This window comes from Pseudovibrio sp. SCP20 (assembly GCF_057774105.1).
In genome coordinates this window covers 238,219-264,848 of sequence record NZ_JBYMDH010000004.1, presented here as the reverse complement: position 1 = coordinate 264,848, position 26,630 = coordinate 238,219, and the positions used below count along the sequence as shown (strand labels likewise).

At 51.7% G+C, this 26,630-nt stretch carries 26 protein-coding genes and 2 tRNA genes; 16 read left to right on the top strand and 12 right to left on the bottom strand.

What is annotated here, in order from left to right; translation table 11 throughout:
• Positions 1–132: 132 nt before the first annotated feature.
• The 10 genes from AC3CB2_RS17065 to AC3CB2_RS17020 all read left to right on the top strand — a co-directional run bounded on the left by AC3CB2_RS17065 (position 133) and on the right by AC3CB2_RS17020 (position 9,100).
• Positions 133–1,515, top strand: a complete 1,383-nt coding sequence (locus tag AC3CB2_RS17065) for a leucyl aminopeptidase family protein (protein WP_352934675.1) — start codon at positions 133–135, stop codon at positions 1,513–1,515.
• A 111-nt stretch (positions 1,516–1,626) separates the two neighbouring features.
• Positions 1,627–1,977: a MarR family transcriptional regulator gene (locus AC3CB2_RS17060; RefSeq protein WP_037038072.1), complete on the top strand. Its 351-nt coding sequence runs from the start codon at positions 1,627–1,629 to the stop codon at positions 1,975–1,977.
• Positions 1,978–2,040: 63 nt separating this feature from the next.
• Entirely contained in the window at positions 2,041–2,910 is an 870-nt protein-coding gene (locus tag AC3CB2_RS17055; RefSeq protein ID WP_352934672.1) for a C40 family peptidase, read from the top strand.
• Positions 2,911–3,049: 139 nt separating this feature from the next.
• Entirely contained in the window at positions 3,050–3,559 is a 510-nt protein-coding gene (locus AC3CB2_RS17050) for a pilus assembly protein N-terminal domain-containing protein (RefSeq protein WP_352934669.1), read from the top strand.
• Between the two features lie 17 nt (positions 3,560–3,576).
• Entirely contained in the window at positions 3,577–4,152 is a 576-nt protein-coding gene (locus AC3CB2_RS17045) for a TadE/TadG family type IV pilus assembly protein (protein WP_352934666.1), read from the top strand.
• Positions 4,152–4,790, top strand: coding sequence for a TadE/TadG family type IV pilus assembly protein (locus AC3CB2_RS17040; protein ID WP_352934664.1), 639 nt, complete (start codon positions 4,152–4,154; stop codon positions 4,788–4,790). Before AC3CB2_RS17045 ends, AC3CB2_RS17040 begins: the two co-directional genes overlap by 1 nt.
• Before the next feature lie 284 nt (positions 4,791–5,074).
• Positions 5,075–6,496 carry a bifunctional enoyl-CoA hydratase/phosphate acetyltransferase gene (locus AC3CB2_RS17035; RefSeq protein ID WP_008552449.1) on the top strand — a complete coding sequence of 474 codons (1,422 nt, stop codon included), beginning with the start codon at positions 5,075–5,077 and terminating at the stop codon, positions 6,494–6,496.
• Between the two features lie 24 nt (positions 6,497–6,520).
• On the top strand, positions 6,521–7,702 hold the full coding sequence (locus AC3CB2_RS17030) for an acetate/propionate family kinase (protein ID WP_008552305.1): 1,182 nt from the start codon (positions 6,521–6,523) through the stop codon (positions 7,700–7,702).
• A gap of 204 nt (positions 7,703–7,906) precedes the next feature.
• Positions 7,907–8,377 carry a dienelactone hydrolase family protein gene (locus AC3CB2_RS17025; protein WP_352934660.1) on the top strand — a complete coding sequence of 157 codons (471 nt, stop codon included), beginning with the start codon at positions 7,907–7,909 and terminating at the stop codon, positions 8,375–8,377.
• A 105-nt stretch (positions 8,378–8,482) separates the two neighbouring features.
• A complete protein-coding gene (locus tag AC3CB2_RS17020; RefSeq protein ID WP_352934657.1) occupies positions 8,483–9,100 on the top strand; it encodes an HAD family hydrolase in 618 nt (205 codons plus the stop codon).
• A 725-nt stretch (positions 9,101–9,825) separates the two neighbouring features.
• Here the strand turns inward: AC3CB2_RS17020 and AC3CB2_RS17015 are convergent.
• From AC3CB2_RS17015 to rpmH, 10 genes are all read right to left on the bottom strand, one after another.
• Positions 9,826–10,284 (bottom strand): DUF4265 domain-containing protein, encoded by a 459-nt coding sequence (locus AC3CB2_RS17015; RefSeq protein ID WP_008552477.1) that lies wholly within the window; start codon positions 10,282–10,284, stop codon positions 9,826–9,828.
• Positions 10,285–10,485: 201 nt separating this feature from the next.
• Positions 10,486–11,337 (bottom strand): 2,3,4,5-tetrahydropyridine-2,6-dicarboxylate N-succinyltransferase, encoded by an 852-nt coding sequence (dapD, locus tag AC3CB2_RS17010; RefSeq protein WP_352934654.1) that lies wholly within the window; start codon positions 11,335–11,337, stop codon positions 10,486–10,488.
• A gap of 110 nt (positions 11,338–11,447) precedes the next feature.
• Entirely contained in the window at positions 11,448–12,341 is an 894-nt protein-coding gene (locus AC3CB2_RS17005) for a LysR substrate-binding domain-containing protein (RefSeq protein ID WP_008552397.1), read from the bottom strand.
• Between the two features lie 191 nt (positions 12,342–12,532).
• Complete coding sequence (locus tag AC3CB2_RS17000; RefSeq protein WP_008552314.1) at positions 12,533–13,231, bottom strand: pyrimidine 5'-nucleotidase; 699 nt, start codon at positions 13,229–13,231, stop codon at positions 12,533–12,535.
• Positions 13,232–13,345: 114 nt separating this feature from the next.
• Entirely contained in the window at positions 13,346–14,233 is an 888-nt protein-coding gene (gene argB / locus AC3CB2_RS16995; protein ID WP_037038074.1) for an acetylglutamate kinase, read from the bottom strand.
• Positions 14,234–14,379: 146 nt separating this feature from the next.
• Positions 14,380–15,306: an EAL domain-containing protein gene (locus AC3CB2_RS16990; protein WP_014283914.1), complete on the bottom strand. Its 927-nt coding sequence runs from the start codon at positions 15,304–15,306 to the stop codon at positions 14,380–14,382.
• Positions 15,307–15,590: 284 nt separating this feature from the next.
• Positions 15,591–16,241 (bottom strand): ribosome biogenesis GTP-binding protein YihA/YsxC, encoded by a 651-nt coding sequence (yihA, locus tag AC3CB2_RS16985; protein ID WP_352934649.1) that lies wholly within the window; start codon positions 16,239–16,241, stop codon positions 15,591–15,593.
• A 160-nt stretch (positions 16,242–16,401) separates the two neighbouring features.
• Positions 16,402–18,213 carry a membrane protein insertase YidC gene (gene yidC / locus AC3CB2_RS16980; RefSeq protein WP_014283917.1) on the bottom strand — a complete coding sequence of 604 codons (1,812 nt, stop codon included), beginning with the start codon at positions 18,211–18,213 and terminating at the stop codon, positions 16,402–16,404.
• Between the two features lie 49 nt (positions 18,214–18,262).
• On the bottom strand, positions 18,263–18,667 hold the full coding sequence (gene rnpA, locus AC3CB2_RS16975) for a ribonuclease P protein component (RefSeq protein ID WP_208609119.1): 405 nt from the start codon (positions 18,665–18,667) through the stop codon (positions 18,263–18,265).
• A gap of 62 nt (positions 18,668–18,729) precedes the next feature.
• Positions 18,730–18,864, bottom strand: coding sequence for a 50S ribosomal protein L34 (rpmH, locus tag AC3CB2_RS16970; RefSeq protein WP_014283918.1), 135 nt, complete (start codon positions 18,862–18,864; stop codon positions 18,730–18,732).
• Positions 18,865–19,307: 443 nt separating this feature from the next.
• On the opposite strand from rpmH, the gene AC3CB2_RS16965 reads away from it, so the two are divergent.
• From AC3CB2_RS16965 to AC3CB2_RS16945, 5 genes are all read left to right on the top strand, one after another.
• Positions 19,308–20,084 carry a TVP38/TMEM64 family protein gene (locus AC3CB2_RS16965; RefSeq protein ID WP_352934645.1) on the top strand — a complete coding sequence of 259 codons (777 nt, stop codon included), beginning with the start codon at positions 19,308–19,310 and terminating at the stop codon, positions 20,082–20,084.
• Between the two features lie 40 nt (positions 20,085–20,124).
• Entirely contained in the window at positions 20,125–21,570 is a 1,446-nt protein-coding gene (locus tag AC3CB2_RS16960) for a dihydrolipoyl dehydrogenase family protein (RefSeq protein WP_352934643.1), read from the top strand.
• Positions 21,571–21,721: 151 nt separating this feature from the next.
• Positions 21,722–23,248 (top strand): sensor histidine kinase, encoded by a 1,527-nt coding sequence (locus AC3CB2_RS16955; RefSeq protein ID WP_008552367.1) that lies wholly within the window; start codon positions 21,722–21,724, stop codon positions 23,246–23,248.
• Positions 23,249–23,439: 191 nt separating this feature from the next.
• Positions 23,440–23,516: transfer RNA gene (locus AC3CB2_RS16950), tRNA-Arg, on the top strand.
• Between the two features lie 74 nt (positions 23,517–23,590).
• Positions 23,591–23,667 (top strand) — tRNA-Arg (locus AC3CB2_RS16945).
• A gap of 72 nt (positions 23,668–23,739) precedes the next feature.
• Here AC3CB2_RS16945 and AC3CB2_RS16940 read toward each other — a convergent pair.
• Complete coding sequence (locus AC3CB2_RS16940) at positions 23,740–24,960, bottom strand: dipeptidase (RefSeq protein WP_352934640.1); 1,221 nt, start codon at positions 24,958–24,960, stop codon at positions 23,740–23,742.
• A 211-nt stretch (positions 24,961–25,171) separates the two neighbouring features.
• Between AC3CB2_RS16940 and AC3CB2_RS16935 the strand changes: the two genes are divergently transcribed.
• A complete protein-coding gene (locus AC3CB2_RS16935) occupies positions 25,172–25,756 on the top strand; it encodes a nitroreductase family protein (RefSeq protein WP_352934638.1) in 585 nt (194 codons plus the stop codon).
• A gap of 5 nt (positions 25,757–25,761) precedes the next feature.
• Here AC3CB2_RS16935 and mog read toward each other — a convergent pair whose 3' ends face one another.
• A complete protein-coding gene (gene mog / locus AC3CB2_RS16930) occupies positions 25,762–26,286 on the bottom strand; it encodes a molybdopterin adenylyltransferase (protein WP_352934635.1) in 525 nt (174 codons plus the stop codon).
• Between the last annotated feature and the right edge of the window lie 344 nt (positions 26,287–26,630).

The window sequence follows — 26,630 nt, the reverse complement described above, 5'->3', positions numbered from 1 at the left end:
TGCTCTCCCTGTAAGGCAGGGGAGGGAGCCGCTCTCTGTCTTGCACAGAACCGGTAACGTGGTTAGGTTGCCTCAACGCTGCCCATTCAGGACAGATCATAGATTTCTCACATCTTAAAAATGGAGCTCCCGGTGCACGGTCCGTTAATTTCTGCAGAAGAAACAGTCAATCCAATTCCAGTGGTCGCACTCTCGACCAGCGAGTTGGAAGCGCACCTCGAAGCTGCAGGTCCAGTGGCGCAGGCTTGGGCAAAAGCGCAGGAGTTCGAAGCTGCATTTGGTGATACGCTTGTTATGCCGAATGAAGCTGGTGAAATCGCAACCATTCTGTTTGGCTATGGCAGCGGTCAGAAGGACGCGTTGGAAACAGGGGCAATGCTGAACAAGAAGTTGCCTGCTGGTGCTTTTGAACTTTCCAAAGGCTTCGAGGATCATGCCGGTATTGCGCTTGGCTTCTCTCTGGCAGCTTACCGGTTTGATGCCTACAAAAAGGTGCCTGCTGCTAAAGCGCAACTGGTTATTTCTGAAGCTGGCATTCTTGAAGAGTTGGCACCCGTTTTGGCAGGGACGCGCCTCGCGAAAGATCTCATCAATACACCCGCCAATGATATGGGGCCGGAAGAGCTAGCCGCAGCTGCTTCTCAGTTGTTTGAGGACCATGGCGGAGCCGCAAAGATCATCATGGGTGATGTTCTGGAGAACGAGTTCCCGCTGGTGCACGCTGTTGGTAATGGCAGTGACAGAGCGCCTCGCCTGATTGACGCCACTTGGGGGAAGGACACCGACCCTAAAATTACTCTGGTTGGTAAAGGTGTGATCTTCGACAGTGGCGGTCTGGATGTAAAACCAGCTGCTGGCATGATCCTCATGAAAAAAGACATGGGTGGTGCAGCCAATGTGCTGGGCCTTGCAGCCATGATCATGAAAGCAGAACTGCCGATCCGTTTGCGCGTGATTGTACCTGCTGTCGAAAACGCAATCTCAGGCCGCGCCTTCCGTCCATCCGATATTTTCACAAGCCGCAAAGGCCTGTCTGTTGAGATCGGCAACACCGATGCAGAAGGCCGCCTTGTACTGGCAGATGCGCTGGCATTGGCAGATGAGGAAAGCCCAGAACTGATCATCGACATGGCAACGCTGACCGGCGCAGCGCGTGTCGCCCTTGGGCCAGACCTGCCTCCTTACTACACCGATGATGAAGAGCTGGCAGAGACCATCGCAGTTCACAGTGAGGCGGTGAACGATCCGCTATGGCGTATGCCATTGTGGAAGCCATACAAGAAGTACATCACTTCCAAAACGGCTGATCTGGCAAACATCAACACCAGCGGTGTGGGCTTTGCAGGCTCCGTAACAGCAGCTTTGTTCCTGCAGAGATTCGTTGAGAATGCCGGAAGCTGGGTGCATTTTGATATCTACGGTTGGACACCAATCGAAAAGGATTTCAGAACCCATGGCGGCGAAGCTCAGGCAATCCGGGCACTTTTTGATATGCTGAAGACCCGCTTCGGCTAAGGTCTATACGGATTACACCGTCAAAAATACCCAATACCTCAATCTGGTAAGGGTCCCGAAATAATTTGCAGGCTAGGTTTTAGCCTGCAATAGGGATTAGGACGAATAAATATGCCCGTAGAGATCCGCCCGTCGCAGGCGCTTAAGCTATGGCATGATGTAGTGTTGGAATTGGTGCGCGCGGCAGATCAGGATTTGACTGCTCGTCAAATGTCTATTCTTTTAACTGTATATCTTGAGCCTCCACCCCATACCGTGCGCGGATTGGCGCAAAAGCTTGGGGTAACAAAACCTGCCATCACGCGTGCTCTGGATACTCTGGGCGCAAACAAGCTGCTTTCCAGAAAGCGTGATGAAAATGATCGCCGCAACGTTGTTGTTACCCGCACCGTTGCTGGTGCGCTGTATCTGGAGCAACTGGGCGATCTCGTCTCTGAAAAAGCGCAGGATCTTCCGCGATAATCGGGATGCATGTCCTCTGATAGTCAGGTATGACTACAGGACTCTGTTTGGAAGGGGCTCTTCATGACTGCTCAACTCGACCGCCGTTTACATCCGGTACGACCAGACCTCGCCTCCGCCGCCTATCGCGGTCAGGTGGACGCTGAGCGTTTTGTTGACGGAACTGGGTTCTCAGTAACAGTAGATAAGGTTGAGCTGCGCGCACGACCAGAGCTTTCTTGCGGGATCGACACAGAAGTGAACTTTGGCGAAACCTTCCAGGTTTTCGAGAGCACATCAGAGGGTTGGTCCTGGGGCCAGCTTGCGACTGATGGATACGTCGGCTGGCTGCCAACCAGCGCACTTGGCACTAATGAAACGGCAACCCACAGAGTTGCTGCCCTACGCACCTACAGATATCCGGAAGCTGAGATGAAACGCCCTGTTCTGGGGCAGATTTCGATGGGGTCTCTCCTACGCGTTGTTGGGCATGAAACGACACGGGGGCTGGAGTTCGCCAAGCTGGCAGATGGCTCCTTCGTGGTGAACAAGCATCTGGTCAAGCGCGATCATAAGGCCACCGATTGGGTAGAAGCCGCTGAAGCGATGCTCGGGACGCCTTACCTTTGGGGTGGACGCTCTTCGCTCGGGCTTGATTGTTCTGGATTGATTCAGCTCTCCTTGCAAACCGGCGGTGTAAAAGCTCCCCGAGATGCAGACATGCAGGAAGCCATGCTTGGTGAGCATCTGGATCTCTCAAACGGCCTACCCGCCTTGCAACGTGGAGATCTCATGTTCTGGAAAGGGCATGTCGGTGTTATGGCTAATCCTGAAACCCTGTTGCATGCCAACGGCTTCACCATGACCGTCGCCTATGAGAACTTGCAGGCCGCATTGAAACGCATCGGTGAGAATGAGTTTGGCGCACTGACCTCGGTAAAACGGTTGGTCTGAAAGCCGTTTACTCACGCTTAACCATAAAGCGCATTATCGGCATATCTGACCCGTCAAAACGCGCAAATTAGGTTTTCGTTCACTAAAATTATCGCACAAATAACTGGTAAAATTTAACAGTTATTCGGTGGGGTTTGCCGTGTTTTGGAAGCTGCAAGAACAGGTCTCAGATCGTTTGCCTAAGATTGCCTCTGGTGCAATCTTGACTGCGATGATTGCGGGCATCTCCGCAACTTCAATCGCACCAGCCTATGCAGATGTGGAAGTGGTTGCTGATCAGGCGAAAGTCTTTCGTCTTGAAGAGCCCGCTGAAACCATCATCCTCGGCAACCCGAGCATCGCAGACGTCACAGTCCACGATCGCCTGACAATCGTCATCACCGGCAAATCATACGGCACCACCAACCTCGTCGTGCTCAACGATGCGTCAGAGCCTGTCGTTGAAGAGCTGATCACCGTAACCGCCGAAATGGCCGGCTACGTCGCCATCCAACGCAACAACAGCCGCTTCACCTACTCCTGCAACCCCGACTGCCACGAAGTCCTGCGCTTGGGTGATAATAAGAAGAAGATTGAGGAAGTTGTTAGCACCATCAGTATGCGTAATGACTTGGCAGAAAACGGAATTGTTACAAGTAATACAGAATAGCAACTGGGCTATATATTATGTCCGACTGTAAGAAAGAGTATAGTTTTGTTTTGCAACGCCTGATCAAAAGTAAAATTTTGATTGGCAAATTTGCAAAAAATGCGCGTGGTGTTACCGCCGTTGAGTTTGCGATCATTGCGCCATTCTTGTTGGGAATGGTCATGGCTATTTTAGAGCTCGGCTTATCTTTCTTAGTAGAAGTCGTTTTGGACAACGCTGTCGCGGAAGCTTCCCGTCACATTAGGACTGGCCAGGTTTTTTATGATGCGGAATATGATCTGGGCAAGTTTAAGAAACATGTCTTAGATAACGGGGCTGGCCTTCTAAACGCTGTAGACGAGAAAATTTTCATCAGTGTGCAGCACCGCGATAACTTTGAGAAGCTTCCCAAACCAGAACCATTATTGGACAAAGACAATAATGTTGTTATGCAAGAAATATGGGATCCTGGTACGCGGAATGATGTGGTCTTGGTTCAGGTTGTATGTGCGTGGCCAATGGTAAGCGCAGTTATGCTGGATTATTTTGGAGTAACTGCAGGTGGTGAGAGGCTCTTGGTTGCAACCGAAATTTTCAGAAATGAGCCGTTCTAATGATATGCAATTTCCATAAGCTACTATACGAAAGAAGGTGTTTTTCGCGAGCCGGAAAGCGTAAAGCTCAATGTCTTGTTGCGGATCAATCAGGACTTGCCGCACTTGAGTTTGCGCTGATGCTGCCACTCGTCATGGTCTTGTTTCTTGGAATGGTTGAGATGGTCACTGCACTATCTCACGATCGAAGAGTTAGTAAGACAGCCTTTTCAGTTGCTGATCTCGTAGCGCGCTCTACAGATGTCTCCTCTAGTATGGGAGATATCGAGATCGCAATTGCTCACCAAATGAAACCCTTTGATGCTAATGGAGTTGGAGTAAGGGTAGGGATGGTGCGCATTGTAAAGGATACACCTGAGGTTATTTGGAGCTGGAGTAACCCATACAGTTCACCTTGGACAAAAGGGAATGAGCCTACTGGTATCCCATTTTCACAAGGAATGCTGGTAAATGGCCAAACCTATGTTGTTACTGAAGCCTCATTGGAGCACAGTTTAATCCTAGGTGATGCATTCGATAACATAGCGCGGTTGGTAACTTCCTCAGATAAGACACTTGCAGCTATCACGCTTCGCGATACTTTTATCCTTCATCCAAGAAAAGTTTCTTGCGTGGAATATAAGGACAGCTGCACTTAGTAAACTCTACGAGTAACTACGTAAGATTTAGCGCTGTAATCTAAAGATTGATGTGTCATAACTTCGCAGATCGCCAAAATCTGCTGTTTTGTGATCTTTACCGATAGATTTGTTAGCTCAAATGTTGAATAAGCCCCCCCAAGCTTGGCGAAGAATTTAACGCACGTATCGCTGAACAGTCACAGAGCTGCGATAGTATGGCAGAGTCCTCCCCTCATGAGCCCTATCGCAATACTCATGAGCTCGGACAGGAGTGATACGTGGAAAATGAAAAGAGGCTATCAATGGCTACTAATCGGACCTATGACCAAATCCAGGTCGGTGATTCCGTCACTCGCTCCCGCATCTGTACAGCAAATGACCTTTACGTATTTGCGCACGCGTCTGGCAACATCAATCCTCTGCACCTGCCAAATGCACAGTGGGAAGGCATTGAGAAGAAAGATGGCCCATCCGCACCGTTCATGTGGGGCGCTACTCTGATCTCAGCTGTCGTCGGCAACTACCTCCCAGGTCCAGGCTGCGTCTACCGTGATCAGACCCTGTCCTTCCACAACAAGGTGAAAGTGGATCAGGTTCTCGACGTTACCGTCACCGTGCTCGAAAAGCTGCCAAACAACATCATCCGTCTTGCAACAAGCGTGAAGGTTGATGATGGCACTCTGGTTGCTGAAGGTGAAGCCCAGGTAGAAGCACCAACAAAGTCCATCTCTTACGATGCAGAAGAGCTGCCAGGCCTGCTGATGAAGCGCCACCAGCACTTTGATCGTCTCGTTGCAACAGCGTCCCAGCTGCCAGCGATCCCGACTTCTGTTGTCTGCCCAGACGATGCAAACTCCCTCGGCGGTGCAGTCATGGCAGCTCAGGCTGGCCTGATCATTCCAATCCTCTGTGGTCCTGAAAAGCGTATTCAGGCAGCTGCTGACAAGATTGGCGCTGACATCTCCGGTTACGAGCTGATTGATACGCCTGATGAAGGTTCTGCAGCTGCAAAAGCTGTTGCGCTGGTTCACGAAGGCCGCGTTCGCTCCGTCATGAAGGGGCACCTGCACACGGACGACCTGCTGCGCCACGTTGTGAAGCGCGAAGGTGGTCTGCGCACTAAGCGTCGCCTGTCCCACGCATTCGTCATGGACGTTCCAGGCCGTGAAACACCGCTGATCGTATCTGACGCGGCTATCAACATTGCACCAGACCTGATGGCCAAAGTGGACATCACTCAGAACGCGATCGATGTTGCACGTTCTATCGGCATTCAGCCTCCAAAAGTTGGTATCCTGTCCGCTCTGGAAACCGTTAACCCGGCGATCCCATCCACCATCGACGCAGCTGTGCTGTCCAAGATGGCTGACCGTGGTCAGATCAAAGGCGGTATCGTTGACGGCCCTCTGGCAATGGATAACGCGATTGACCTTGAAGCTGCCCGCACCAAAGGCATTGAGTCCGTTGTTGCAGGCCGCGCAGAAGTGCTGATCGTGCCAAACCTTGAAGCTGGCAACATGGTTGTGAAAGAGCTGACCTTCCTCGCACATGCGGAAACAGCTGGTCTCGTAACTGGTGCTCGCGTTCCGATCATCCTCACCAGCCGCGCAGACAATGATCGTGCGCGCCTCGTATCCTGTGCTCTGGCTTCCATGTACGATTACTACCTGCGTACTGGCGAAGCATTCAACGGTGAGCAGGATCTGGCAGAAGCTGCAGAGTAATTCGGGATAGCTGAGAATATAATAATGACAATCGAAACAATTCTTGTTCTGAACGCTGGTTCATCCTCCATCAAGTTCCAGCTGTTCAAAGGCGAAGAAAGTGTGCTTTCCGGCCAGATCGACGGTCTGGGTGCTTCCGCTTGGATTAAGGGCAAATCTGCTGAAGGCGTAACGATCATGGATCGTGCGCTTTCTGAAGAAGAAGCTCAGAACCACAACACCGCACTGCAGGTGATCCTTGCTCTGCTGAAAGAGTTTGATCCAAACCTCGAAGTGGACGCAATCGGCCACCGCGTAGTTCATGGTTCTTCCAAGTATTCTGCACCTGTACTGGTGACTGAAGAAGTTGCTGCAGAACTGGAAACCTTCAACCCACTCGCACCTCTGCATAACCCGCATAACCTTGCTGGTATCGCTGGCGCGAAAGCGGCATTCCCGGGCAAGCCAAACGTTGCGTGTTTCGACACCGCGTTCCACCGCACCCAGGAGTTCAAGAACGAAGCCTACGCGATCCCAACCAAGTACTACGATGAAGGCATTCGTCGGTATGGCATGCATGGCCAGTCCTTCCACTACATCGCGGAAGAGCTGCACAACGTTGCACCAGAAGTAGCCAACGGCAAAGTCGTTGTGGCTCACCTCGGCAACGGTGCATCCATGTGTGCGATCGAAAACGGCAAGTCCGTCACCACCACCATGGGCTTTACCCCGGTTGATGGTCTGGCAATGGGCACCCGCTCTGGTCTGATCGATCCGGGCGTCATCTTCTACCTGATTGAAAACAAAGGCATGTCCGCAAAAGAAGTTGCGAACCTGCTGAACAAGGAATCCGGCATGAAGGGCCTCTCCGGCATCTCGCAGGACATGCGCGATCTGGAAAACTCCGACAGCCCGGACGCAAAACGCGCGCTCGACTACTACGACAACCGCATCAAGCGTGAGCTTGGCGCTCTGGTTGCAGTCATGGGCGGTCTGGATGCGATCGTCTTCACCGGTGGTATCGGTGAAAACTCATCCCAGACACGTGCAGGAGTTTGTAAGGGTCTTGAGTTCCTCGGCGTAGAAATCGATGAGGAAGCAAACAAGGCTCGTGCGAAGGAAGCAATCACAATTTCTAAAGCCTCTTCCAAGGTTAAGGTCATGGCGATCCCAACCAACGAAGAAGCAATGATTGCACGTCAGACTCGCGCAATCTGCGAGGCATAATCGACCCAAAAGTGGTGTTGATCACAGCGTTTTAGCCGCCCTTTTCATATACGAAAAGGGCGGCTTCTTTTTTGCTTGCCTATACGTACAAGAGCAGACGGGATAGTTGCCCAATCATGTTTACAGTGGTTGAATTATCAAATTAAGTTATATATTGAGGCGTGCATCTCAATTATACATAACTTCAAAAAATCTGGCATTCCTATGATCATTGCTGCAACCACATTGGCACTTCCGGCATCTCTGCAAGCCGCTGAGTTGCGTCTGGTGGAATACCATCAACGAAACCTGGCGTACATTATCGTTCCCAAGACAGATAAGAAACTGCAGGCCCTCGTGCTCTTTCATGATTGGGGTGGATTGACCGAAGAGGCGATCCTTCAGGCTGCGAAAATCGCAGAAGAAGGCTACGCAGTGTTCCTTCCGGACCTGTTTGGTGGCAAGGCCCCAAAGACCAGAGAAGAAGCCCAGCCGCTTGTTGAGCAGATCCTGAAGATGGATCACAAGCAAGAGCTGATGGCGAACGTTCACTCAGGTCTTCAACTGTTGGAAAACGTTGAGGAGGTGGAGCCGGTTGATGTGTCCATTTGTGGGTTCGGCATGGGCGAGCAAGTTGCCAGTTACATCTCAAAAAGTGATATGAAGCCAGCGCTGCCACTTCTGGCTGAGGCTTAAGGCTCCCGCCTTACAACTGCCATTTTGTAGTCCCACGCATTGCATCCTCACGTCTGAACCAATACTACAAGACCAAGATATTTATTGCTTCGAGAGGAGGGGCGCATGTCCTCACCAGTTACTGCTGTCGTGTTTGATATCGGCAATGTTCTGATCGCTTGGGATCCGGAGAACCTTTACAAGGATCTCATCCCGGATGCTTCAGAGCGCGAACATTTTCTGAATGAAGTTTGCCCTTACGACTGGAATCTAGAGCAGGACAGAGGTCGCCCTTGGAGCGAAGCCATTGATGAGCGTCTGGCAAAGTTCCCGCATTATGAAGAGTGGATCAAAGCCTACTACGAGCGTTGGGAAGAAATGCTCGATGGCGCGATCGAAGCCAACGTTGCGCTTTTGAACGAGCTGAAGGAAAAGGGCGTCTCCTTGTATGCCATCACAAACTTCTCCAGCGAGAAGTTCGAGGACGCAAAACGTCTGTTCCCGTTCCTGGCTGACAGCTTCATCGATACCGTGATTTCTGGTGATGAGCAGCTTCTGAAGCCCGATGCGGCGATCTACAACGTGCTGCTGGAAAGAAACCAGCTCGAAGCCTCCAACCTTGTCTTCATCGATGACACACTCAAAAACGTTGAGGCTGCTCAGAACGTCGGCATGAAAGCGCTCCACTTCTCCGAAGCAGAAAAACTCCGCTCAGAACTGAAACAGCTCGGCCTGCCGGTATAAGAACAATGACGTCATCCCGGGCGAAGCGTAGCTGAGACCCGGGATCCAGAGCATCTTGCTTAAACAGCAGCGATCGTTGCACTAGATCCCGCATCCTATGCGGGATGACGGCGGTGGGCTTAGTCGATAAGCAGCTGACTTTCGCCTAAAAAACTTATCCCCCTCACCAAAAACCTCCTTAAGCTTGATCTCGTGCCCACGCATTCGGGCAGGAGTGGACCGTCCATTCCGTGGCGTGGGCGGGGTTGGGCTACCGGCAGGAGGTAACGTATCGTGTCGGGAGGTCCGGTGAAGCGCCATACCCTATTGAGACCACAGTGGTAGTAGGGAGCTTGGGGTCGTTCCGAAGGGCGTCCGGTGGTGACAGGAAACTGTCAAAGGCATGGAAGTGCATCTGTGATGTGCAAACGTGCCTGTCGCGTCTGTTCGAGAGGGAGCCCGCGTGTTCATGAGAAAAGGCCCGGGCGAGGCGAACAGCCAATGCCGAAGAAACATTTCTAACAAGTAGCGCAGGCAGAGCCTGTTCGCCTTGCTCCCCCCGTTGAAACGGGATCCTCAAACACAAACACCGCACGGAGAGCCATGCGGTGATATTGGTGTTACTAATCAGCTCAAGCGTATCTTTGAAAAGTGGACACCGGTTTTCAAAGATACGCAAGAACAAAAGCTAAAGCAGATCAAGCGCTTCAGCTTAAACGCGAACTGCTTTAGCGCTGAGTGAGGATTTAGATCTGGTGGCCGCAGTGGCCTTCTTCAAACGCCCAGATGCCCAAGCCTTCACCTTCCTCCAAAATAGCGTAGGCAACGTGGATATCCACGCTGGCAGGAATGTCCACGCTGAAGAGTGGTGGGTCAGCATCAATGTCCTCACAAGTGCAGCCCAGCTTCTCAAGCTTGGCCCACTGCTTGGAGAACTCGTCTGGCTGTGTCGTCTCTTCCACCATGATGCGGTAGGTGGAGTGACCGGAAGCCTTGGCCACCTTGTCAAAGACCAGCTGCCCTTTTTCACGATTTGCCAGCAGCTCATCACCATTGGCCACGCCGCAAGCGAAGAACGGAGTGTTCTCCAGCTTATAGCGATTGCCACCGAGCGAGCGTACCCACACAGTTTCACTTTCAATGCCGTGCCAGTCATGCGGATCCAGCGGGAAAACCAGTTTGTGCAGATTGCTGTTCTTATTCATGGGGCCTCACAAAATCTAAGCGCAATATACTCATGCGTTCAGGCGAAGCAACCGACATCTTGAGGGAATGTGTTCATAGCGTAACCGCGCTGCAATTTAGGTTAAGTCCAGCTGCAGAACAGAGGAATTTTGAAGGAAGTAGCCATGAAAAAAGCCGGAGCATTTGCCCCGGCTTTGATCGATCAAAACTGATCAGAATTCTTAGTCGCGTAGAAGATCGTTCACAGAAGTCTTCGCACGGGTCTGTGCATCAACGCGCTTCACGATAACCGCACAGCCCAGGTTTGGACCTGGAGTGCCGTCTGGAAGCGGCTTGCCTGGCATAGAGCCCGGAACAACAACAGAGTAGGCAGGCACTTCACCGTAGAAGATTTCACCGGTTGAGCGGTCTACAATTTTGGTGGTTGCGGAGATGAACACGCCCATGGAGAGCACGGCACCTTCACGAACGATAACGCCTTCAACAACCTCAGAACGAGCACCGATGAAGCAGTTGTCTTCAATGATAACCGGGCCAGCCTGAAGCGGCTCAAGAACACCACCGATGCCAACGCCGCCGGAAAGGTGAACGTTTTTACCGATCTGCGCACAGGAACCAACAGTCACCCATGTATCAACCATTGTGCCTTCATCAACAAACGCACCAAGGTTTACGAAGGAAGGCATCAGAACAGCGGACTTGCCGACGAATGCGGAGCGACGAACGATGGAACCAGGAACAGCACGGAAACCAGCTTCTTCAAAATCGATTGCGCCCCAGCCATCGAACTTGGAAGGAACTTTATCCCACCAAGGAGCGTCGTCTGGACCACCTTTGATGATCTGCATTGGGTTCAGGCGGAAAGAGAGCAGAACTGCTTTCTTGGCCCACTGATTGACCACCCAGTCGCCAGAGGTTTTATCCGCAACGCGCAGCTTGCCGTGATCCATAAGGTTCAGTGCGGTGTTAACTGCATCACGCACGTCACCAGTGGTGTCGGTGCTGATGTTATCACGGTCATCAAATGCAGCGTTGATGGTGGCCTCTAGGGCCGCAAGATCAATCTGGCTCATTGGCGGCAGACTCTCACAATTAATGGGTTACGAATTAGAGCTACCGAGGGGTACGCAAGCACCAACCAGAAGTCAATACTCTCAGACTTCCGGTTGTCTCATCTATCGATTTAGGTTGTTTCAGGTGCCTTGAATGGCTGCTGGGATTGTTCCATGAGCCATTTATGGAAAGAAGCAACCGGACGGGTCAGCGGACGGTTCGCATTTCGCACAAACCAATAGCCGCTTTCCAGCGACAGGCGAGGCCAGTCAGGAACAACAAGATGGCCTGCTGCCACTTCCTGTTCAACAAAGCGGGTGTCGATTGCAATCGCGCCCATACCAGCAACAGCCGCCTGAATAGCCATGTTCCGGCTTTCAAACATCGCACCGGACGTCTGATCAGGATGCGGCAGACCAGTGCCATTGAGCCAGCGAGGCCAGTCTTCACGTCTGGAGGAGGTGTGCAGCAGCTTCAGCTTATCTAGCAACTTGATGTCCGGGTTCGGATCACCGTTACTCAACTGAGGAGCAAAGGCAACAACCAGATCTTCCTGCCAGAGCTGATGTCGCTCTACATGGGGCCAGGCCCCATCCCCCAGTCGGATTGCGCAATCATAGGACTCTCGATCAAGGTCCACGACGCGCATACTGGTCGAGATCAGCAGCTCAATATCCGGATGTTTCTCCTGAAAGTCCGGCAGGCGCGGAATAAGCCAGCGCGTCGCAACTGTAGAAAGGGTAGAAATGCGCAGTTCAGTACGGCTTCTACGCCGGAACGCCTCCACCGCATGCTCAATCTGGTCAAAGGAGTTGCCAAGATTGGAAGAAAGGCGCTGGCCTTCTTCAGTCAGCGCAAGGCCGCGGCCATCACGAATAACCAGAGCGGCGCCAAGCTCGTTCTCCAATGATCGGAGCAAGTGCGTCAGGGCTGATGGTGTAACGCCAAGATCCTCTGCGGCACGAGCTGCTCGGCCGTGTTTAGCCAGCAGTGAAAATGCATGTAGCGCGCGCAGTGAAACCATGACGAATGCCCTTCCTTATGAGTTCTTGAATTAATCTCAATAAAGGGAAAAAAGGCATTCGTCTAGCCAGTCGTGATATTTTTTCTGTTTGCGCCTTATTATGCGCAAAATTTGCAATTTTTGGTCAAAACTGCCCTTACTGGAGTTTAAGATGCAAATCGGAAGCACTATCGTGTTTAGAGGCATTTAGCCTAATTCTTGAGTTCCCCTAGGATATTGTGCAGGAACCCATCCAGGTGGTCCGTCACAAAGTCCACATGCGGTTCTGATCCACTGGAAAGCTCCCAATCTTCGCGGAAAACCTCGCGTGTTCCGTCAGGCACAACAAGCACAGTGCGCATGCCGAGGGAGTTTGGAACCACCAGATTACGGGAAAGATCCTCAAACATGGCAGCTTTCTTAGGAAGAATGCCATTCTTGACCAAGAAGCGCTGGTAAGTCTCTTCCGCGGGCTTCGGGATCAGATCCGCTTCCATGATGCCGAAGATGTCTTCGAAGTGATGCGTAATGCCCAGTCGGTTCGCCACAGACTCCGCATGCTTCCGCGTCCCGTTGGTCAGGATGTAGCACTTGCCCGGCAACTGGTTGATTGCATCAGCAAGCGTCGGGTTTGGCTGCAGTACGGAGTGGTCAATGTCGTGAACATACTCAAGGAATTCATCAGGCTCGATGTTGTGTTCCAGCATCAAGCCACGAAGGGTGGTCCCGTACTCTTTGTAATAGGAAATCTGCAGCTCTCTGGCTTGCTCAGCAGGTTTTCCAGTGAGCTTTTGAACAAACTCAGACATCCTCTGATCGATCTGATCGAACAGGTTTGAGTGGTGAGGATAGAGAGTATTGTCCAGATCAAAAATCCAGCTTTCAACGCTGGCAAATGGGGAATTGGTCATGCTTATCCGTTCAGCTATCAGCAATGCCGATAAGTGTTGTTTGATACCAAGCAAAACAGGAAAGAATAAGGATAGCAAGAGAGGCGACCATTATTCGCCTCTCTCTATCGATGTTTAAGGTACGATAAGAGTACCTGCACCGTGGTCGGTGAAGAGTTCCAGAAGAACCGCGTGAGCGACTTTACCGTCAACAATCACCACGCCTTCCACGCCCTGATCGAGGGCTTCAAGGCAGGTCTCAACTTTTGGGATCATACCGCCGGAGATGGTGCCGTCTTCGATAAGAGCACGGGCACCGGCGCGTGTCAGCTGCTTGATCAGCTTGCCGTCTTTATCCAGAACGCCCGGCACATCGGTAAGGAACAACAGACGTTTGGCGTTCAAGGAACCCGCAATCGCACCGGCAAAGGTGTCAGCGTTGATGTTGTAGGTCGCACCATCACGCCCCGGAGCTACAGGAGCAACAACAGGAATAAGATCACGCTCAAGGATCAGCTCAAGCACTTTGGCATTCACGGCCTCAGGCTCACCAACGAAGCCAAGATCAAGAATTTCTTCAATCTTGGAATCTGGATCACGATGTTTGCGGTGCAGCTTACGGGCAGTGACCATGTCACCATCCTTGCCGCAAAGACCAATAGCACGGCCACCTTCACGGTTGATGTCCGCAACAATGCCTTTGTTGATGGAGCCTGCCAGAACCATCTCAACCACTTCAACGGTTGCCTGGTCAGTAACACGCAGGCCGCCTTTAAACTCGCTCTTGATGTTCAGTCGATCCAGCATGGAGCCGATCTGAGGGCCGCCACCATGAACAACAACAGGATGCACACCAGACTGGCGCAGCAGAGTAATGTCTCGGGCAAAAGCGCGGGAAAGGGAGTCATCTCCCATGGCATTGCCGCCGTACTTTACAACAACACGTCGGTCATCATAGCGCTGCATATAAGGAAGAGCTTGGGCGATGACGTGCGCACGATTACTGGATTCCGAGAAACTCATAGCGATTGGTACACCTGGAGAAAACAAAGGATTGATACGCAAATCACACGGACTGCGTGTGAAGTATATAACCGCATTATGATCACGTCACAAATGTTCAGTCATCCCCGCCTGCGTGGATTTACTCAAGTAAAAGAGGAAATTGTCTAATGCCTCTCACGCAGATAATCCGCAAAACCATCTTCTCCGGCAGGTGCAGAGAATAAGTAGCCCTGCGCATTAGTGCAGCCGCTGCTCTCCAAGAGCTTCATTTGCTCTTCGGTTTCAACACCCTCAGCAGTTACTTCCATATCGAGCAGATGAGCAAGCTCGATGAGGTGAGCGCAGGCGGTGCTGTGAACGGCGGAGTTCGGCACACCAGACATAAAGCTGCGGTCGATCTTGATCCGGTCAACTGGACAATCCAGCAGATGCTTCATGGAGGCAAAGCCGGTGCCGAAGTCATCAAACGCCACGGAGATACCCAGTTCCTGCAGCTGACGCATGTTCTCAATGGCATGCGGTGCACGGTCTAGATCAATCCGTTCTGTCACTTCAAGCTCTAAGAAATGCCCGGGGGTGCCAGTGTCCTGTAAAATCTTCTGAATACGGGAGACAATGTACTGATCAACAAACATCCGCCCGCAGATGTTCACGGAGATCTTGAAGTTTGGATCAACCAGATTGCTCCACCCGCTGCGCGCCTTGCAGGCTTCACGGATCACCCAATAGCCCACGTCCTTGCCAAGGCAGCTCCGGCACAATGTGGTGATGAAACGGGAAGGGGGCAGAAGGCCACTCTCAGGATGCTCCCACCTGATCAGAGCTTCAGCACCTACAAGTTTGCGGTCAGTTACACGCACGATCGGTTGATAATGCAACACAAACTCATCACGCAGATAAGCGGAGATCAAGGAACGTTCCAACGGGTTCGGACCAAACTGCCGGGCCTTGTACCACTTCTTGAAGTTCAGACCTGCCAGCAACAATGTCGGCAGAGTATGAATGAAACGCCACGTATAAGTCAGTGCATTGGTAATTGCATGCTCAGGTACGAGCGCCCAATGGTGACGGAGGGATGGAGTTGCGCACATACCTCATCCCCTTTTCTTCGCAGCAGCACTGTGATTGTGATCTTGTTTGTCTTTTCCAGACATTCGACGACCTCCCCTTCGACGACGGTCTGTCTATATTCGGGGGGTAAATTGACCCAAGGTCAAGAAGAGGTTAAGGGCGCTTGGGGAAAAGGCAGCAAAACGTGAGAACAAGGGATTTTCAACAAATTGCAGGATGGACAAGGGCAGTCGGATATGTTTGCAGAACCGCCGTCCAAGATAGAAAAGATGCAGAGAATTATGAGCCCTGCACCTTGAAATCGTTAGCCGTAGCTGACCAGCTGAGCGATCTCAGCACGCAGATCATCCATGCCAAGGCCTTTTTCTGAAGAGGTAGCAATGACTTCCGGATGTGCAGCAGGACGTTTGGCAAGCACTTTAAGCGTTTCTTCTTTCATGCGCTGAAGCTGTCCCGGTTTCAGTTTATCGGCTTTGGTAAGCACAACCTGATAAGGAACCGCAGCCTTGTCCAGAATCGCCATAGCATCAAGATCGTTCTTCTTGATGCCGTGACGTGAGTCGATCAGTGAAAAAACACGACGCAAGGTGCTTCGGCCACGCAGGTAATCAAAAATGAGTGAGGTCCACGCATCCACCATACCTTTCGGCGCTTCCGCGTAACCGTAGCCAGGCATGTCGACAATCTTGAGAATGGAGTGCTCAGCACCAAAGAAGTTCAGCATCTGCGTACGGCCCGGCGTGTTGGACGTACGAGCCAACGCCTTCTTGCCGGTGAGCTTGTTGATCAGGCTGGATTTACCAACGTTGGAACGACCGGCAAAAGCGATCTCAATGCCATCAAGCACTGGAAGCTGATGCATCTCTTTCACACTGGTAATGAATTCCCAAGGACGCGCAAACAGAAGGCGTCCCGCCTCCAGTTGTTCTGCTGAATATTCTTTTTCTGAGCTCATGCCCTGCCTTTTAACCTGCAATCTCGATTTGGTCGAGTGGTGTTTTGCAATGCTTTGCCTTTATGTCCGGCACACCAGAACTCTGCCAATACCAACGGTTCATTCAACGAAAAAACGCGGCCCTAAGACCGCGTTTTCAATCTCTGTCATCTGAGAAAGCTTACTTGCTTTCTTCCTTAGGCTTGCGCTTGAAAGTCGCTTTCAAGTTGTCAAACAACTCAAGCTTTACGCCCTGACGACGCATGATAACACCTTGCTGCAAAACAGAGAGGGTGTTGTTCCATGCCCAGTAGATCACAAGACCTGCTGGGAAGGTCGCCAACATGAAGGTGAAGATCACTGGCATCCAGTTGAAGATCATCTGCTGTGCAGGCTCAGCTGGTGCCGGGTTCATCTTCATCTGCAGGAACATGGTGATGCCCATGATCAGAGGCCATACACCAATCATCAGGAATGTTGGTGGGTCCCAAGGGATCAGACCAAACAGGTTGAAGATGGTGGTTGGGTCTGGGGCAGAAAGATCCTGAATCCATCCGAAGAATGGCGCATGGCGCATCTCGATGGTGACGAACAGAACCTTATAGAGCGAGAAGAAGACCGGGATCTGGATCAGCATTGGCAAACAACCTGCCAACGGGTTGATCTTCTCAGTCTTATACAGCTCCATCATGGCCTGCTGCTGCTTCTGCTTGTCGTCCTTATACTTCTCGCGGATTTCAGTCATCTTCGGCTGAACAAGCTTCATACGGCTCATGGAGACGTAGGATTTGTTAGCCAGCGGGAAGAAGATTGCTTTCACAATCACGGTCACGAGCAGGATCGCAATACCGAAGTTGCCAACCAGAGAGTAGAGCCAGTCAATGGTCCAGAACATCGGCTTGGTTAGGAAGTAGAACCAGCCCCAGTCGATCATCAGGTCGAAATTCAGAATATCGTAGGAGTTCTGATAGCCATCAATCAGACTGGTAATCTTCGCACCTGCATAGAGCAGGGAAGAGTTGGTGATCTTCGCGCCGTCAACAACCTGTGTTGCGCTGCCGAGGTAGTCACTCTGGAAGTTCTGAGTACGTGCGTTGTAAGAGAAGTTCGGCTGGAACTCTGTGCCCGGAGTTGGGATCAGAGTTGCCGCCCAGTACTTATCGGTAAAGCCGAGCCAGCCCATGTTGGCGCGACCTGGGCGAATGCTGCCGTCATCAATCAGATCAGAGTAGTTGATTTCCTGCAGGCCTTCGTCGCCAATCACGCCAATAAGGCCTTCGTGCAGAACGAAGAAGCCAGCGGTTTCAGGCTCACCGTTACGTGCGATTAGGCCATATGGGTACAGCTGAACGTTCTGACCGGAGTTGTTTTGTACTTCTTGATCGACAGTGAACATGTAGTTCTCGTCGACAGAGAAGGTACGCTTGAACACCAGACCTTCGCCATTGTCCCAGCTCAGGACGATTGGAGAAGATGGGGTCAGGTTGCCGGAAGTCTCTGCAGTCCAGACAGTTTCAGCGTTTGGAAGCTTGATCTGAACGCCCGGGTCTGCAACCCAGCCATGTTCTGCATAGTAAGGAGCAGGGCTGCCTTTTGGTGAGAACAGAACAACGGTTTCGCTGTCCTTGGCGATGGTCTGACGGTAGCCCTTCAGGCGAAGGTCATCCAGCTTCGCGCCCTTCAGGTTTACGGAACCGGAGAGGCTAGGGGTATCAATGGTCAGACGAGGAGATGCAGCCAGTGCCTGTTCGCGACTGACGAATGATTGCGCAGCGGTTCCGCTTTCGGTTCCTGGGGCAGTCACCTGGCCGGATGCACCTTCAGGCAGTGCAACGGGTGAGCTGGAACCGGCTTGTTGTGCATCGTTTGCCAGCTGCGCCTGTTGCGCTTCCTGCTGAGCTTCTAACTGTGGTCCGGCAATAAAATATTGCCAGCCCAATAGCACAACCAGCGACAGGACGATCGCTACGATCATATTGCGATTATCGTTCATCGACTGGATCACTCATTTTCAAAAGGGTGGAATAAACATTCATCACTGGTCAGTCCGCCTGCACTTTATCATGTGGAGGTTTAGAATTTGCCAGCGAATTCGGTTTTGATCGGATAGGGCGAGATTTGCGAGGCTTGAACGCATTCTTCACACTGCCTTTGAGATCTTTCAGAAGATCCTCGAAGGGCTGGGAAAGTGCTGCTCTCCGGCCAACCAGTACATAGTCGGCGCCAGTCTGGGCAATATCCAAATCGAGAGATGCGACAGCGGCTCGTAGTCGGCGCTTAATACGACTGCGCTCAACTGAATTCCCGGTTTTCTTGGTGACCGTGTAACCCATCCGAGGGGCGCCATCACTGCGGGTTTTAGCCGCTTGAAGCACAAAAGCACGCCGAGCTGTCCTTCCGCCTTTTGCAACGGTAAGAAACTCGGAGCGCTTTTTGAGTGTTTTCATGTTTTTGCGGCGGAACTTGTGTTCAATGTTTATGAAGTGAATGCCGCCGCGCAACGTCGCGATTAAGCGCTAAGACGCTTACGACCCTTAGCACGACGACGTGCCAGAACCTGGCGGCCATTTTTGGTTGCCATACGTGCCCGGAAGCCGTGGCGACGCTTGCGAACAAGGTTGCTCGGTTGGAAAGTACGCTTCATTTTATTACCCTAGCAGAGCCATTGGCTCCAACTTAAACGTTAATTTGGATTGTGCGTCTTGTCCCCGAAGTCACCGCGACTTTATTCAAGTTACAGGACCTTGCGCATGGGACACGCACTCCTATTCGTCGGCGCTTATATTAGCGTGAGCCCTTCAAGTCAATAATTGCTGTGCTGGAATCTGCGATATCCTGACTCTTTATTCCCTCACGCGAGCGTGTACAGGTGTTACCCCCCATTCAAAACCCAGTGAAACTACGGGCAATGCACGAACCTGTGATAACACCGGAGGTCTTTCTGATTGTATGAAAATTCTAACGCATCAATTCGTTAGGCAGTTGGCCTGCAAAAAACATAGTAACCTATTCGGTTTAGATTGGCTAAGAACACAGAGGTTTCGGTTCTTATCGGTCTGAACTCTGAAACCACCTAAGGAAAAGCACATGGGAATCACGGAACACAACGATAACAAGTCATCAGCTGAGGGAGCCCTCGGCTTCATCAAACGCTGGGGACTGCTATTTGTTATCCTTGCCGTGTCCGCCTATGGCATCTCTCAGGGTTGGCATCAGCAGATCACAATCAGCAACCTGATCAAAAATCAGCAGTTGCTGGCAAATTATCTCGCTGAGTATCCGGTCCTAACCCCACTCATCTATTTCGTGGTCTACACGCTTGCAGTTGCGCTGTCCTTCCCGGGCGCATCCCTGCTGACCATTGCTGGTGGTTTCCTGTTTGGTTGGTTCTTTGGTGGATTGCTCACTGTTGTCGCGGCAACCATTGGTGCCGCACTGCTCTTCATCGCAGCAAAAACCTCTGTTGGTGCGACACTAAAAGAAAGAGCAGGGCCGTTCCTTGATAAAATGTCTGAAGGGTTCCGCAAGAACGCGTTCAGCTACCTTCTCTTCCTGCGTCTGACGCCAGTCTTCCCATTCTGGCTGGTCAACATCGCTCCGGCACTGTTCCATGTTCCGCTCACTACATACCTCATCGCGACATTCGTGGGCATTATCCCGGGCACCTTCGCATATGCCTTCGTTGGTGCAGGTCTGGACAGTGTGATCCTTGCGCAGGAACAGGCAAACCCAGGTTGTTCTGCAGCGGGTACATGCGAAGTGGAGATCTCCGCACTGATCACACCTGAGTTGATCTGGGCATTTGCAGCGCTTGGCTTGGTTGCGCTCATCCCACCAGTCATTCAGCGCTTCCGCGGCAAATAATTCTCAGACAAGATCAATTTCGAAATCACGGACTTTCTCGATGACCAATAACAATAATGCAAAAACTTTGACCCCGGACATCTGTGTAATTGGCGCCGGTTCGGGCGGCCTCTCCGTCGCCGCTGCCGCAGCAGCCTTCGGCGTGGATGTTGTTCTGATCGAAAAAGGTAAAATGGGTGGTGACTGCCTCAACTACGGCTGTGTTCCATCCAAAGCAATCATCGCAGCAGGCAAAGCGGCGGCGACTTTCCGTTCCTCCGAAAAGTTCGGCGTAGGCGCACATGAACCTGAGATCGACTTCTCTAGAGTGAATGACCACGTCCACGATGTCATCGCGACCATTGCCCCCCATGACTCTGTAGAGCGCTTTGAAGGGCTGGGTGTGAATGTTATTCAAGGAGCGGGTGAGTTTATCTCTGCCGATACCGTAAAAGTCGGCGAGCAACTCATAAAAGCGCGTCGCTATGTGGTTGCCACTGGGTCCAGTGCGGCAGTTCCTCCGATCCCGGGCATCGAAAACACGCCATACCTCACCAACGAAAACCTGTTTGAGCTGACAGAGTGTCCTGAGCACCTCATTATTATTGGTGCAGGTCCAATCGGCATGGAAATGGCTCAGGCACATCGACGCCTCGGAAGCCGCGTAACCGTCATCGAAGCTCTGCGCCCATTGGCTGTGACAGATCCGGATCACGCTGCTCAAGTCATTCGTAAAATGGAAGCTGAGGGCGTTGAGATCCTTGCCGACACCAAGGTCAATGCTGTTGAACGCACTGATAAAGGTGTCAAAGTCTCCATTAAGGTAGACGATGAGGCCGAAGGTACTGTTGAAGGTACACATCTTCTGATAGCGGCTGGTCGTGCTCCAAATGTCTCTTCCTTAGGTCTGGAAGCTGCTGGCATTGAGTACACTCGCAAGGGTATCAAGACAGATGATGGCCTGCGGACAACCAACCGTAAGGTTTATGCGATTGGTGATGTCGCAGGTGGTGCACAATTCACCCACGCCGCAGGTGCACATGCATCTCTGGTTATCCGTTCCATCCTGTTCCGCATGCCAATCAACCACAACAGCATCACCATGCCTGCTGTGACCTACACTGAGCCGGAAATCGGTCAGGTTGGTCTCTCTGAGCAGCAAGCGCGTGAGCAGTATGGTGACAAGCTTAAAGTCCTTACAGCCGAGTTCTCAGGAAACGACAGAGCGCTGGCAGAAGGCAAGGGCGAAGGTCAGGTCAAGCTTCTGGCAAATGGCAAGGGCCAGCTTGTTGGTGCATCCATTGTTGGTCCTGGTGCTGGTGAGCAGATCGGTCTGCTGGCTCTCATGATCTCACAGAAGCTGAAAGTCGGCGCGCTCCTCGGTGTTGTGTTCCCGTACCCAACACTAAATGAAGCAATTCGCAGGGCTGCACTTACGTATTATGCGGATGCCCCTAAAAATCCTTGGGTTCGCAGAATTCTGGCGCTTCTGAGAAAGTTCGGATGACGCACTTGTGATCGGCTGTGAGAGAAGTGTGTTGCTTGGCACACGTCATCTGCTAAAAATGAGTAAGGCATAGCGCGTAACAACAATCTGCGCTGCACGATCATTGTGTACCAACTCATCAGGTAGGTGGATGGCTCAAAATAATGGGAGAGTGACCTCTGAAACAGAGGTCACGCCGAAAAAGCTGAACTCGGATGAATCTCCGAAAGGCAAACGCCGCAAGTTATTCCGCGGTGGCATGGGCCTCTCTGGCAAACTTCTGGTGCTGACGATCCTGTTCGTCATGCTCAGCGAAGTTCTTATTTTTGTCCCTTCAATTGCAAATTATCGAAACACCTGGCTTCGTGACCGTCTGGCGGTTGGTGGTGTAGCGGCAACCTTGCTGTCTGAAAGTGAGACCCTGTCTCCTCAGGTTCAGCATGAGCTGCTTGAAGCAACCGGCGCGCAGGCCATTTCTCTGGCGGTCGGCGAACGCCGCAATTTGATCGCGATGGACAGTTCTCAAATGAACATCACCAAGACGATCGATATGACACGGGATTCCCCTTGGGATGCCATTGGATGTAGCCTGCAGTTCCTGACCGGAACTCGAACAGGCCAGATCCGTGTGATTGGCGACATCGATATGCGCTCCGGCGGACGCGTGGATATGGTCTTCCCGGCGTCCCTGCTACGTGACGACTTGCAGAAATACGCTCTGAACATTCTGCAGCTGTCTCTCATCATCTCCTGTTTGACGGCAGCGCTTGTTTATCTGTCCATCCGCTCCTTGCTGCTGCGCCCTTTGCAGCGTTTGACCGGTTCAATGATGCGCTTTGCTGAATCTCCGGAAAATGCACGAGAGATCATCAAGCCAAGCGGACGCTCTGACGAGCTGGGTGAAGCTGAGATTCAGCTACAATCCATGCAGAAGTCTCTGAACCAGACACTGAACCAGCAGCGCCGTATGGCTGCATTGGGTTTGGCAGTCTCCAAGATCAACCACGACATGCGCAACTTGCTGGCATCTGCACAGCTGTTCCTGGAGCGTCTGGAAATGCTTCCGGATCCAACTGTGCAGCGTGTAGCTCCGAAAATTCTGGCTACCCTTGATCGGGCCGCTAGCTACACCAGCGCAGTGTTGTCCTATGGCAAGGTTCAGGAGGCTGCGCCAGAACTACGTGTTATCCGTCTCGCATCCGTCCTGCGCGATGTGGAGGAGGTTCTTGGCCTCTCCAGTTATTCCAAAGGCATTGAGATGCATGTGAATGTGCCGGAGACACAGGAGCTGGAAGCTGATCCGGAACAGATCTTCCGCGTCCTCCTCAACCTCTGCCGAAACTCGGTGCAGGCAATGGAAGCATCCAAAGGTGCATCTGAAGTCGTGTGCCGGATCGAGATCCACTCTGAAGTAGAAGAGGATATGCTCTCTATCTATGTGTCAGATACAGGACCGGGCATTCCTGCCAAGGCACAGGAGGGCCTGTTCAAAGCCTTCCAGACTTCAGGCAAGGTCGGGGGCACTGGACTGGGTCTGGCGATCGCAGCAGAGATCGTTGTGGCCCATGGCGGAAAGATCACATTAGAAAAAGATGTGACCACTGGGGCCTGCTTTAAAATACAGCTTCCATACAAACATGGCGTGCAAGCTGCTGAAAAAGTTACGAGACTATTCCCGGCTGACAGCAGCAAGGGTTAAATTCTGGAAAAGCTGCACCCTGCAAGTGCAGCTTTTCTCACGTTTAGGGTGCAATGCCCTACGTCTTTGTTCTGATAGTCAGAAATTGTTATCCCCAAAACGCAAATTCCCTTCAAAAAACTTCTCTAAAGCGCTTGCCAAGGTCGGGGAAGGCGGCTACATAGACCCCCGTTCCGCAGGGAACACGGCCTGCACCGGTAGCTCAGCTGGATAGAGCACCAGACTACGAATCTGGGGGTCGGGGGTTCGAATCCTCCCCGGTGCGCCATTTACTCTCTTCTAAAGAGTAGATGGTTTGGATAGCACTAGGCCAACATATAATTCTTGTTCGCAAGAAACCGCGCACCGGTAGCTCAGCTGGATAGAGCACCAGACTACGAATCTGGGGGTCGGGGGTTCGAATCCTCCCCGGTGCGCCATTTTTCTCTCTCCCGAAAAATTAGACCGCTTCATCCAACAGGCGAACTGTACGTATTAAAATGCTTTTGTCTTCAATCGCTTGAGGCAAGCGTTTCTTCACCGCGTTCTCCTTGTGGAAGATTTTCCAAAAAGAATCTGATGGCATTCTCACCCATCACGGCTGCAATCTGGTCTTCAGAGAAGCCGAGGTTCAAAAGTTCCTGTGTCACTACTGCAAATTCTGAAGCATCAAAAGCCGTTGTAACAGAGCCATCGAAGTCAGAACCCAGGGCGACGTGATCGATACCAGCGATAGAGACAGCGTATGCGATAGATTTAGCAACGCCTTTGGGGCTGATGTCGCAGGCGGCTGCTGCCCAAAAACCGATGCCAATCAATCCATTCTTAGCCGCGACAGCTCTCACCTGATCATCAGTAAGGTTCCTCGGAGTGTTACAAGCACCTTTCACACCGGTATGTGAAACAATGACAGGCCGTGTACTCATCGCCAACACATCCGCAATGACTGCCGGAGAGGAATGGGCGAGATCAATGATCATCTCCTTCTCTTCCATAAGGCGCACCACGTCTTTGCCAAAGTCCGTCAGCCCTCCCTTAGAGAGACCATGCAGCGAGCCTCCTAGCTTGTTATCGAAGAAGTGATGCAGACCCATGAGGCGCAGCCCGCCATCATAGAGCAGGTTTACATTGTTGAGGTCGCCGTCCAGCGCGTGACCACCCTCAGTGCCTAAAATGCCAGCCATAACTTTGGAGCCATTGTCACGGGCTTTCAGAACAGCTTCCAGTTCTTCCCTGTTGTGAATGACTTTGACTTTATCTGGATGACTTTTCTCTAAAGCATAAAGGCGTGCGGCTTGGAGGAGAGCTCGTCGGGAGAGTTCATTCAAAGCGTCTGTTGGCCAACCTTGTACAAGGCCCAGAAGCGTAATGTTGTCAAAGGCGTCTGAGCTGTTGTTCTTATAGTTTTGTCCCCGAGGAGACTTGGTAACGCTCGTGAACACCTGCACACCAACATTACCTCTGTCGAAGCGAGGAAGATCAGAGTGCCCGGTTTCAGAGGCTTTGGTGATGTCTCTGCCCCACAAAAGAACATCATTATGCAGATCAGCAACCCGAAGTTTGGAATGCAAAACCTGAGCGTCTTCATCTATGGAATAAGGCTGGTGAGCAGTGACGATGTTTCGTGAGTTGTCGACATACTCAGCAACATAGCCAGATCGAATGATGCCGTAGCCTGCAGCGGCAATAACAACAATAGCTCCTAAACCAACCTTTAAATAAGAGACACCCATAATACGCACCCAATATGTTTGCAGTCACTGACTGGGAAATATCGGTTTACCTTAAGGTAAATTGCGTATTTGTCCAGCCAGGCTAACTCAGATCTGCGGTGCTGAAAGTGCAGGCGGCATGCTTATCTTCTTGTAGGCTGACAGTTCATCTGCGTAGTATGAATGCAAATTTCATCGGTTCTATAAATAGTTAAAGGCGAGAGGCGTCATCATGAACGCTCAACAACTAGTCGAGATTATCCGCTCACGCACATCGGCCTCACTAAAGCAGATGAAAGCTCCTGGACCGAGCAGAGAAGAGATGAAGCTTATAGTTGAAGCCGCCGCAGCAGCGCCTGACCACGGCCACCTGCATCCCTTCCGAATTTTGGAAATCCCGACAGATGCTCGCAATGATCTGGGAGAGCTTTTTGCAAAAGCTGTCGAAGAAACGCAGGCAACACCAACCGAAGAAGCGCTGACCCGCGCAAGGGAAAAGGCGCATAAAGGGCCAGTGCTTCTCGTTTTAGTAGGGTGTTTTCACGGTTCCGATGAGACTCGCATTCCCAAATATGAGCAAATGCTATCTGCCGGAACAGCTTTGCAGAACATGGTGCTGGTTGCACACGCGATGGGCTATGCATCGCGGATCACCAGTGGTGACAGCGCACGTTCTCCTGCATTCCATAAAGGATTGGGCCTCTCAGAAAATGAGGAGTTCCTCTGCTTCATCTCGCTTGGCAAAGTTGATGAGACACGACCAGCCAAGGGAAGACAAGAACCTCAGGAACTCCATTCAACCTGGATGCCGATGTAAGGCTCTTATTTTGCCTTCGGGCGGAATGCCACGATCACGTCTGGATCCGTTTCAATGCGGCCTGCGCCAATCAGATCCAGACAATAAGGAACAGCCTGAAACACAGCATCAAGACAGGTTTTGATGCTGGCTGGCTTGCCCGGCAGGTTAATGATCAGGCACTTGCCGCGAATACCAGCAGTCTGGCGGGAAAGAATTGCAGTTGGAACCTCTTTCAGAGACAACTGACGCATCAGTTCACCAAAGCCACGCAGCTCTTTCTCCATAACCAGTTCCATGGCCTCAGGCGTGAGGTCGCGGGGAGAGGGGCCAGTGCCGCCGGTGGTGAGGATCAGGTCAACACCATCTTCGTCAGCCAGCTGCTTCAAAGTCGTACTGACGCTTTCGATTCCATCTGGAATGATCTTATGGATCGGCTCCCATGGGCTGGTAACAGCATTCTCAAGGTAAGCCAGAATAGCTGGGCCACTTTTATCTTCGTAGGTGCCGTCACTGGCGCGATCAGAGATGGTAACAGCTGCAATCTTCATGGATATCTCTCATAAACACAGGTGATTTCCTGCGAGAGTAAGGGGGGAAATGCTTGCATTCAAACATTTATTAGCCTCTGATTTCCTTGTCCTCTTATTCTTTGTCTTGCGCAGAAAACACAGCTGTTGTCTGAAGGGTTTTGCGAGTGCTCCCGTGTTTCTCACTGTATATTTTGATAGACTGACGCTTCTTTGTTTAAACGTTACTATCCCGTCATTACTGAAGTTTTTAGGATGTAGTCTACGTAATCCGGGGGGAGAAGCTGCAACAGATTGAGATGCATTTTACCCGTAACAGTAATGGTCTCTTGCAGGTCAGGCACTAACTTTGGGTAAAGTCAGGT